The 9,413-nt window shown below is 73.1% G+C and carries 7 protein-coding genes; 3 read left to right on the top strand and 4 right to left on the bottom strand.

Features of this window, described 5'->3' with window-relative positions:
• The coding region (locus tag DJ010_RS21170) for a hypothetical protein (protein ID WP_146207429.1) at nt 1–187 on the bottom strand (187 nt) is incomplete at its 3' end.
• Between the two features lie 741 nt (nt 188–928).
• Between DJ010_RS21170 and DJ010_RS21165 the strand changes: the two genes are divergently transcribed.
• A complete protein-coding gene (locus tag DJ010_RS21165) occupies nt 929–2,008 on the top strand; it encodes an alpha/beta hydrolase family protein (protein WP_245927780.1) in 1,080 nt (359 codons plus the stop codon).
• Between the two features lie 12 nt (nt 2,009–2,020).
• Here DJ010_RS21165 and DJ010_RS21160 read toward each other — a convergent pair whose 3' ends face one another.
• From DJ010_RS21160 to DJ010_RS21150, 3 genes are all read right to left on the bottom strand, one after another.
• A complete protein-coding gene (locus tag DJ010_RS21160; protein ID WP_109697441.1) occupies nt 2,021–3,160 on the bottom strand; it encodes a YncE family protein in 1,140 nt (379 codons plus the stop codon).
• Nucleotides 3,153–3,674: a SigE family RNA polymerase sigma factor gene (locus DJ010_RS21155; protein WP_109697440.1), complete on the bottom strand. Its 522-nt coding sequence runs from the start codon at nt 3,672–3,674 to the stop codon at nt 3,153–3,155. The genes DJ010_RS21160 and DJ010_RS21155 overlap by 8 nt, the downstream gene beginning before the upstream one ends.
• Before the next feature lie 68 nt (nt 3,675–3,742).
• Nucleotides 3,743–5,254, bottom strand: a complete 1,512-nt coding sequence (locus tag DJ010_RS21150) for an amino acid permease (protein WP_109697439.1) — start codon at nt 5,252–5,254, stop codon at nt 3,743–3,745.
• Nucleotides 5,255–5,351: 97 nt separating this feature from the next.
• Here DJ010_RS21150 and DJ010_RS21145 point away from each other — a divergent pair, with 97 nt between their 5' ends.
• Together DJ010_RS21145 and DJ010_RS21140 are read left to right on the top strand one after the other, a co-directional pair.
• Nucleotides 5,352–6,041, top strand: coding sequence for a hypothetical protein (locus tag DJ010_RS21145; RefSeq protein WP_109697438.1), 690 nt, complete (start codon nt 5,352–5,354; stop codon nt 6,039–6,041).
• Between the two features lie 40 nt (nt 6,042–6,081).
• On the top strand, nt 6,082–9,396 hold the full coding sequence (locus DJ010_RS21140) for an ATP-binding protein (RefSeq protein WP_109697437.1): 3,315 nt from the start codon (nt 6,082–6,084) through the stop codon (nt 9,394–9,396).
• The last annotated feature ends 17 nt before the right edge of the window (nt 9,397–9,413 follow it).

Below are 9,413 nucleotides of genomic sequence, written 5' to 3'. Positions count from 1 at the left end.
CACCGGTGGACTCCAGCTGCTCGGCCAGGCCGACCAGCGCGCCGTCGACCAGGGCCTTGACCTGGGCGAGGGCAGCGGCGGCCTGTACCGCCTCGGCGCCGGTGAGCTGGTCCCATGGGACCTCGGCGAGTTCCCGGGCGTGGTCGAGGACGGCGGTTGCCGTCTCGAGCGCCCCGGGAGAAGTCATGCGCTCAGTCTATCGAACAGGTGTTCGAACAGCAAGAGTTGTACGCGATCTATCCGAGAGAATCTGGGGCCCGCCGGCCGGGGCGCCCACCCGCCCTCCTTGCTCCGTCCAAAGCCCTTTCGATCGCCACCACCCACAGCCCGGAGGTCGCGGGCAGAGGCACGGCGTCTCGATACGACCTCGCGCCAGAGCGCTCGGCCTACTCGACGACCGACGGCGGTCGCCACCACCCACAGCCGGGAGGTCGCGGGCAGAGGTGCGGCGTCTCGATACGGCCTCGCGCCAGGGCGCTCGGCCTACTCGACGACCGATAGCGGCTCGGTTCCTCCTCGACGACCGATGGCGACCTGCTCGACGACCGAAAGGCGCGGCCCGTCAGTCGGCGTCGGCGCGCAACCCGCGCCCTCCTCGCCCCCGTCGGAAGCCCTTTCGGTCGCCACCACCCACTGCCGCAAGGCCGCAGGCAAAGGCACCGCGTCTCGATACGGCCTCGCGCCAGAGCGCTCGGCCTACTCGACGACCGGACGGCGGTCGCAACCACCCACAGCCGCGAGGCCGCAGTGATCGCAACGCGTCTCGATACGGCCTCGCGCCAGAGCGCTCGGCCTATTCGACGACCGATGGCGACCTGCTCGACGACCGAAGGCCTTCTCGACCGGCTCCGTGAACGGATGCCGGCGCGGTCGCACGCCGGGATCGACAGCCCTGCGGGTTTTTCTCACAGCCCTGCACACTGGGGACGTGAAGCGGCTGCTGGCGGCGGTGACGTGCTGCGTGTTCGTGCTGGTCGGGTGCACCGATCCCGACGACCGGCCGGACGACGCCGAGCCCAACCCGGCCCCGTCCCCGACCGCGTCAGCCGACGAGACCGACTCGTCGGCGCCACCCGCACCGGAGGAGTCCGGGGAGCCGAGCGAGGAGCCGACCGAGAAGCCCGACCCGGTCTCGCTGCCCGCCCTCATGGCCAAGGAGTACGACGGACGTCGGCTCCGGCTCGGAGCCGAGGTCTACACGACCTCGACCCAGCGCCAGTACGAGGTGACCTACCGCGGCGGCGGCCTGACGATCTCCGGGCGGATCGCCATCCCGGAGGGGAAGGGGCCGTTCCCCGCGATCGTGCTGGCCCACGGCTACATCGACCCGGCCTACTACGTGAACGGGCAGGGGATGACCCGCGAGCGCGAGTGGTTCGCGAACAACGGGTACATCGCCCTGCACGTCGACTACCGCAACCACGCGGGCTCCGACGACACCGCACTCGCCGAGCGCGGGGTGGGCGAGGCCGACATGCGGATGGGCTACACCGAGGACGTCGTCAACGCCGTCCTCGCCCTCCGCGCGTGGGACGGCCCGGTCGACGACGACCGGATGGCCGTCGGCGGGCGGTCGATGGGCGGCGGCGTCGTCTACAACGTGCTGGTCGCGCAGCCGGGGCTGGTCGACGCGGGCGTGGTCTGGGCGCCGGTCAGCTCCGACGCGGTCGACAACTACGACCGGTGGATCGGGAGCGACCCGACGCGCAGTGACATCGTCGCTGCGCTCCGCCGGTCGCACGGGCTACCGAAGGACGATCCGGAGTTCTGGGAAGGCATCAGCGCCCGCACCTACTTCGACCAGATCTCAGAGCCGGTGCTCATCCACCACGGCACCCTCGACGACACCTGCCCGATTCGGTGGAGCCGCGAGACCGCGCGGCTGATGGAGCGGGACGGGGTCGACGTGACCCTCACCGAGTATCCCGGTGAGGGCCACGCCTTCGGTCCGCAGTTCTTCGCCTCGATGGAGCGCACCGGCCGCTTCCTGGCCCGGCACGTCCGTTGAGTCCGCCGAGGATCAGGACTCGTAGGTCATCCCGCCGAGCTTGAGGTACGGCGCCTCCGGGCCGCCGCCGGCCTCGGACCTGGCGGGTTGGTCGTACGGCGCGTCCGTGCACTCGCCGGTGGCCGGGTCGCAGGTGGTGACGGTGTCCTTGCCGACACGGAACAGGTCACCGTCGGCGGTCCAGCCCCAGCCGAAGGCATCGCCCTCGAGGCTGACCGAGTCGCCGGTCTCGACGTCGTAGACCGTGACGCCGCCACCGGGCTCGGCGTCGAAGACGTCCTCCTCGACCAGCTGGGCGTACCTGCCGTCGGGGGAGAGGTCGAAGTAGCCAGGACCGTCCGCCGTGAGCACGTCCTCACCGGTCGCGAGGTCGATGATGGAGGCAGCGCCGCCATCGCCCTCGGTGGCCATCCGGCCACCCCCGACCTCCCACAAGGTGTCGAGATCGGACTCCGCGACCGTGCCGTCCTCCCAGTCGACCGCGAAGACGCCGCTGTCGTAGCCGTTCTGGACGTACACCGTCGAGCCGTCGATCGCCACCGGGAACCAGCCGTCGCTGGTCGGGGCCACATCCACGCGGGCCGCCTCGGCGTCGGCCTCGACGTCGTAGACGACCACTTGGAGCTCGCCGTCCACGGCCTCGCCGTAGGCGACGTACGGCTGCGCGGAGTCGGTCGCGTGCACGGTCTCCTCGGTGACGAGGCCGAGCCGGCGGACGTCACCGTCGGGCGTCACCAGCGAGAACCGCTGCGGCCCACCGCCGTCGCTGTAGGGGTTGTTCCCGTGCCGGACGAGCACGCCGGCGGAGGTGTAGTAGAGCGACTTCACAGCCGCGTCGTCAATCACCGCGACGTTGCCGGGGCCGTCGTAGAACACGTGGTTGCCGAAGGAGAAGACGGCGTCGTCACCCACCGCCGGTGCGCTCGGGCCGGCCGGGTCGGCGGCGTCGCCACCGCCTCCGCCGCCACCCCCCGTGAACGCGACGGCACTGCCGCCGACGATGATCGCCGCGGCGACCGCGCCGCCGGCGACGGTCAGCCGGTTGCGCCGGCGCAGGCCGCGGCCCTGGTGGAGCACGGCGTCGGTGGCCGGGGGCGGCACGTCGAGGCCGAGCGCCTCGCCGTCGAGCAGCTGCTTGAGTCGTTCAGTCATGGTTCGCTCCTGCCGGGATGACGCTGTCACCGAGCAGCGCACGAAGCTTGCTGAGTGCTTCGGAGGTCTGGGACTTCACGGTCCCCTCGGTGACACCGAGGGCGGAGGCGACCTGCGCGACGGTCAGGTCCTCGTAGTAACGGAGCACGACGACCGCTCGCTGCCGCGGGGGAAGGGTGCCGAGCGCGTCGATCACCGTCGCGCGGTCGCTGAGGTCGGGCTCGTGGGTCGACCCCGGGCTCTCCGGGAGCACGTCGGTCGGGCGCTCGTTGCGCCAGCCCTTCTTGCGGAACCACGACGCGGCCGTGTTGACCAGCGTCGTCCGGGCGTAGCCCGGGGCGGCCTCCACGCTGCGGACCCGGCGCCAGTTGGCGTAGGTCTTCGCCAGCGCGGTCTGCACCAGGTCCTCCGCATCGGCGGCGTCGCCGAGCATCAGGTAGGCGGTGCGGTAGAGGCTCGCCCAGCACGCGTGCACGAGCTCGGCGAACTCCTCATCGGTCGGTGGTCGCGTCATCGACTCTCCCTGTCCTTGTCGGTCACCCTGTCAGATGCCGCCGGACGTGGAAGAGGTTGGACGCGGGATCAGCCGACCTCTTGCGCCTCGCCCTCCTTGGCCCGGCGGGCGAGGCGGCTGTGGGTCCGGCCGTAGACCAGGTAGACGACCAGGCCGAGCGCCATCCAGACCAGGAAGCGCACCCAGGTGCCGCCGGTCAGGTTGAGCATCAGGTAGAAGCACAGCAGCGACGAGGCGACCGCCACGACCCAGACGGCGGGCGTCCGGAACGCGCGCGGCAGGTCGGGGCGGGTCCGCCGCAGCACCACCACGCCGATGCTCACCAGCACGAACGCGAAGAGGGTGCCGATGCTGACCAGGTGCACCAGCGTCTCGAGGTCGACCAGCCCGCCGATGATGGCGACGGCGACCCCGGTGACGGCGGTGATGACCCAGGGCGTGCGGAACGTGGGGTGCACCTTCGCCAGCGCCGGCGGCAGCAGGCCGTCGCGCGCCATCGCGAACGCGACCCGGGTCTGGCCGAGCATCAGGATCATCACGACGACGATCAGCCCGATGCACGCGCCGATCGCGATCAGCCGGCCCATCCAGTCCATGCCGACGGCGTCGAACGCGGTGGCCAGCGGCGCAGCGTCCGCGGCGTCGATGTCGGAGTACTTCTGCATGCCGGTGATCACCAGGCTCACCGCGATGTAGAGGACCGTGACGATCGCCAGCGACCCGAGGATGCCGCGCGGCACGTCGCGCTGCGGGTTGCGGGTCTCCTCCGCGGTGGTCGCGACGATGTCGAACCCGATGAACGCGAAGAACACGACCGAGGCGGCCGAGATGATCCCGGCGATGCCGTAGACCGCGGGGTCGAGGCCGAACAGCCAGCTGATGAGGGTGGCGTCCATGAACCCGGCCGAGCTCTCCTCGACCGGCTCCGAGTCGGGGACGAACGGCGTCCAGTTGCCGACCTTGATGTGGGAGACGCCGAAGACGATCACCGCCGCGATGACGAGCAGCTTGACCGCCACGACGATCTGGTTGAGCCGGCTCGACAGCTTGATGCCGGCGATGAGGACGCCGGTGACGAGGAGCGCGATCAGGATGGCCGGGAGGTCCATCGTGCCGTCGGCGGCCGACCCGAGCTGGGCCGGGACCTCGAACGGCGTCCCCTCCATCACCTCCTGGAAGTAGCCGGAGAAGCTGGTCGACAGGGCAGCGGCGCCGATCGTGAACTCCAGGGCCAGGTCCCAGCCGATGATCCACGCGATCAGCTCGCCGAACGTCGCGTAGCTGAACGTGTAGGCGCTGCCGGCCACCGGCACCGTCGAGGCGAACTCGGCGTAGCAGAGCGCAGCGAGCGCGCAGGCGAGACCGGCGATCGCGAAGGAGATCGTGATCGCGGGGCCGGCGTTGGTCTTGGCCACCGTCCCGGTGATCACGAAGATCCCCGCGCCGATGATGACCCCGACGCCGAACACGATGAGGTCGATGACCGTGAGGTCCTTCCGGAGCTTGTGCTCCGGCTCGTCCGTCTCAGCGATCGACTGCTCGACGGTCTTCGTGCGGAACAGGCCTCCGCGCTGGTTCATGTCGTTCTCCTTCGGTCCCGAGCCCGGTCCTCTGCATAGCAGCACCGGTCCAGTCGTCGTCAAGCGCTCTGCAAGCGGCGCGGGGGACGGTCTGCTCATGAACTACCCCGAAGACACCACCACCATGACCTTCTTCCACGCCCACGGCTGGCGCCTGGTCCTGGCCGCCTCCGGCGTGGCCCTCCTCGCCGGTGCGCCGATGCACCCGTCGTCGGACTCCGAGGACCCGCTCCGCAAGGAGCTCGCCGTCATGACCGCCGACAGCGCCTGGGTCCCCGGCCACAGCCTGATCGTCCTGAGCACGGTGCTGCTGGCGACCGGGCTCTGGATGGCCCACCGGCGCCGGGTCTGGCCGACCAGCGTGCAGCGCACCCTGGGCTTCGCGGCGGTCGCCGTGTCGGCGTACGTCGTCGAGACCGTCGCGCACCTCGCCGCCGTGATCGACTCCGACCGGCTCGCCGCCGGCGACGCCGCGCCGGTGGCGTTCGGCCACATCGGGCTGGCCACCGTCCTCTACCCGGTCACCGGGTGGGCGTTGGTGTTCCTCGCCCTCGCGTTCGGCCGGGTGTGGCGTGGCTGGCGCCGGGTCGTCGCCGTGGTCGGGGCGGTCGCCGGCCTGCTGCACGCGTTCTCGGTGCCGCTCACGGTCCTCTTCCCCGACACCGAGTTCACCCCGGTCTTCGCGGGGGCCGCCATGTCGATCGCCGTGTTCACCCTCGGCATCGCCGTGGCCGGCGCCCCGCGGCCGGTGCGGTCGGCGCCGCGCACGGTGGAGCGGATCGCCTGAAACCACCTCCGGGGCGACCCGCCCCGCCTAGCCTCTGCGCATGCAGGTGAGCGTGCTCGGCGACCTCGACGTGCACGTGGCCGGTGAGCCGGTGGACCTGGGTGGTCGCAAGCCGCGTGCACTCCTCGGCCTGCTCGTCGCGGCCGAGGGCCGGGCGGTGCCGGTCGAGCAGCTGATCGACCAGGTCTGGCCGGAGGGGCCGCCGGCCCGGGTGGAGGCGTCGCTGCAGTCGTACGTCGCCCGGCTCCGTCGGGCGCTCGAGCCGGACCGGGACGCCCGCCGCCCGGCGGACCGGCTGCGGACCCACGTCGGGGGCTATGCGCTCGACGTGGACGAGCACGCGGTCGACGCCCGGCGGTTCGTGGCGACGGTCCGCGCCGCCCGCGCCCGCGCCGGGGCCGAGCCCGACGCGGCCGTCGCCGGCCTCACCGAGGCCCTGGCGCTGTGGCGGGGCACGCCCTACCAGGGCCTCGACAGCCCGTCCCTGCGGGCGGAGGCGACCCGCCTCGACGAGCTCCGTGCCGGCGCGGTGGCGGACCTGTGGGAGCTGCGGATCCGCCGCGGCGAGCACCTCGAGGCGGTGGCCGACCTCGAGCAGCTGACCCGGCTAGAGCCCCTCCGCGAACGGCTCTGGGCCCTGCTCGCCCTCGCCCTCTACCGATCGGCTCGGCAGGGCGACGCTCTCGCCGCCCTGCGGCGCGCTCGCGAGCACCTCGCCGACGAGCTCGGAGTCGACCCGGGACCGGAGCTGCGCCGGCTGGAGGAGGCGATCCTCCGGCACGACCCGGAGCTCGACGTCCCGGCAGCCGCGGCGGCCGCACCCCCTGCGACCGCCGCCCCGCCGCCGGCCGCCACTCCGGTGCCGGCCCAGCCGCCGGTGCTGCACGGTCGGGAGGCCCACCTCCCGCGCGCCGCAGCCGCGCTCGACGACGCCACCCGGGGACGCGGCCGGGTCGTGATCCTCAGTGGGGAGCCGGGCATCGGCAAGACCCGGCTGTCCGACGAGCTCACCGCGCTCGCCACGGCTCGGGGCTTCCGCACCGGCCGCGGCGGCTGGGAGGCCGACGCCGTCCCCGCGCTCTGGGGATGGACCCGTGCCGTCCACCAGCTGCTCGGCCGGACCGACGTGCTCGATGTCGGCGACGACGTCGACGTCGCGTCGGCCAGCTTCCGGCAGGCCGACGCGCTGCGCGACGCCCTCGGTGTGGACGGTGGAGGTGCGCCCTCGCTGCTGGTGCTCGACGACGTGCACTGGGCGGACGCCGGCAGCCTCCGCCTCCTGCGGAGGATCGCGGCCGACCTGGCGACGATGCCGCTCGTGATCGTCGTCGCAGTGCGGTCCGACCCTGCCGAGATCAGCGACGCGGTCGCCGACCTGCTCGCCGCGCTCGCCCGCGTCGACCCGGTGCGCATCGAGCTCGACGGCCTCTCGGCGGCCGACATCGGCGCCTGGGTCTCGGAGCAGACGGCCCGCCCGGTGCCGGAAGAGGTCGCTGCTGAGCTGGCGCGGCGCACCGACGGCAACCCGTTCTACGTCACCGAGCTGGTGCGGCTGCTCGTGAGCGAGGGCGCCCTGACCGATCCGACGGCGGCCGCCTGGGGCCAGGTGCCAGGCGGTGTGCGCGACGTCGTACGGCACCGGCTGTCGCAGCTCAGCGACGAGGCGGTCGCCCTGCTCCGGACGGCGGCCGTCGCCGGCCGTTCCTTCGACCTGGCCGTGGTCGTCCGGGCCGGGCAGTCCGACGACGAGACCGCCGAGGCGGCCATCGAGGCCGCGCAGGTGCGTGGCCTGGTCGGTGAGGAAGGGCCGGGGCGCTTCCGGTTCAGCCACGCGCTCGTGCGGGACGCGCTCTACGAGGCGACGCCGGCGCCGCAGCGGGCCCGGCTGCACGCACTGGTGGCGGCGGCCGTCGAGGACGTGCACGCCGGCCGGGTCCACGACCACCTCCACGAGCTCGCCGAGCACTACCGGCTGGCGGGGCCCGCCCACGCCCGGTCCGGGTGGGTCTTCGCCCGCCAGGCAGCGGAGGCCGCGGCCGAGCGGTCGGCCTACGACGAGGCGTTGCGGCTGTACGGCGAGGCCCGGAGGCTCCAGGACGGCGACCCCACGGTCGAGGCGGTCGAGCGGGAGCCGGTGCTGCTGGGGCTGACGCGGGCACTGGTCCGCGTCGGCCGTCCGGTCGAGGCGTGGGCGCCGACCCGGGCCGCTGCCGAGTCCGCGCTCGCTCGCGACGACCTCGCGGCCGCGGCGAGCGCGCTGCTCACGATCACCGACGGGACCGTGTGGGGGTGGCGCGTCCACCCGGACTACGACGACGACGCGATCGCGCTGTGGCGCCGGGTGCTGGACTCGCCCGTGCACGACGAGCTCACCCGGGCGCACCTCACCGCGGCGCTCGCCGCCGAGCACCTGACCAAGCCGGGCGCGCACGCGGAGTCGACCCGGCTCGCGGACGAGGCCGTGGCCGCCGTACGACGCACCGGCGGCCACGGACGGAAGGAGCTGGCGGTGCTACGGCTCGCGCAGAACGCGCTGCTGCGGCCCGACCTGCTGCACCACCGGATCCCGCTGTCCGACGAGATCGTCGAGCGCGCCACGAGGATCGGCGACCCGTTGAGCCTCGCCTCCGCCCTGTCCGCCCGCGCGCAGAACCGGGCCGAGCTGGGGCGGCTGCCCGACGTGCTGTCCGACGTCACCCGGGCTCACGAGCTCGCCGAGCGGCACCGCCTCTCGGAGAACCGGATGATCACCGGTTGGGCTCTGGCCCTGCGCAAGCAGATGGACGAGGACTTCGAGGCCGCGGAGGCGGCCATCGGCGAGACCGAGGCGTTCCAGGCGACGCTCGCCATGTCCGGCAACGGGATCGGCCTGTGCCAGCTGGCCCAGCTGCGCGACGCGCAGGGACGGCTGCCGGAGCTGGAGCCCATGCTCCGCGGGCTCCGCGACTTCCACCCGGCGCTGCGCGAGCTGCACCAGCTCGCGTTGGTGCGTGCGGGACGGCTGGACGAGCTCCGCGCGCTGGTCGGCGCCTGGTCGGAGCAGCCGCCGCTGACCTGGGACTACCTGTGGCTGGTCTTCGCCACGATCAGGGCGGAGATCTGGACGGCCCTGGACGACCGTGCCGCCGCGACCGACCTGCTGGCCGACCTGACGCCGTACGCCGACCGGGTGGCCTACTCGGCGCCCGTGGGGTTCCGCGGCAGCATCCGGCTGACGCTCGGGCGGCTCGCGGCGTGCCTCGGCGACGTTGCGGGCGCACGCGAGCACCTGGAGGCCTCGCGCGGGACTCACGCCGACCTCGGCCTCCCCCGATGGGTCGCGATGAGCGAGGCCGAGCTCGGCCGGCTGACCTAGCCGCCCTGGACGGCGCT

Origin of the sequence: Nocardioides silvaticus (assembly GCF_003160695.1) — a bacterium.
GTDB lineage: Bacteria > Actinomycetota > Actinomycetes > Propionibacteriales > Nocardioidaceae > Nocardioides > Nocardioides silvaticus.
The sequence above is the reverse complement of the archived record's forward strand: the minus strand, read 5'-3'. Positions and strand labels throughout refer to the sequence as shown.